We start from the raw sequence: 620 nt of genomic DNA, 5'->3' as shown, positions 1-620 counted from the left end.
ATTAATTTGTCCTTTTCAGTCAGTGCAAAAGTCGAGTAAAAGGCATAACCTATCACTGTCATAGGTAAGAGCTTAGATCAGGTGATTGCCCTTTGTTTATGAGGGTGTTGTAATCCATGTCGTTGTTGCATTTGTAAGGGCAACACCTCAGCCTGCAGGCAGGCACTGAAGATACCAAAGGGTAGTTCAGATTACACGGTCACCTGGAAAGGGGGCCATTTTACTTTTTATCGCCGCTGGCGGTGCAAAGTTCACAAAGTTGTCTTACGAAGGTTGTAAGGTAAAACTTATCGATTTGATAATGGAAACGCATTAGCCGAATCGGCAAAAATTGGTTACCTTACATCTCATCGAAAACACGGAGGAAGTATAGATGTCCTTGATTAACACCAAAATTAAACCTTTTAAAAACCAGGCATTCAAAAACGGCGAATTCATCGAAATCACCGAAAAAGATACCGAAGGCCGCTGGAGCGTCTTCTTCTTCTACCCGGCTGACTTTACTTTCGTATGCCCGACCGAACTGGGTGACGTTGCTGACCACTACGAAGAACTGCAGAAACTGGGCGTAGACGTATACGCAGTATCTACCGATACTCACTTCACCCACAAAGCATGGC

Annotated in this window: 1 protein-coding gene; it reads left to right on the top strand. The window is 44.2% G+C overall.

Annotation, left to right across the window (positions count from 1 at the left end):
• Window positions 1-373: 373 nt before the first annotated feature.
• Window positions 374-620 (top strand): redoxin domain-containing protein (locus ACFFRH_RS44925; protein WP_146765509.1); only part of this gene is annotated, 247 nt, incomplete at its 3' end.

It is taken from the genome of Streptosporangium vulgare (assembly GCF_042428775.1).
Classification (GTDB): domain Bacteria; phylum Actinomycetota; class Actinomycetes; order Streptosporangiales; family Streptosporangiaceae; genus Streptosporangium; species Streptosporangium vulgare.
This window is presented reverse-complemented; position numbering and strand designations above follow the sequence as displayed.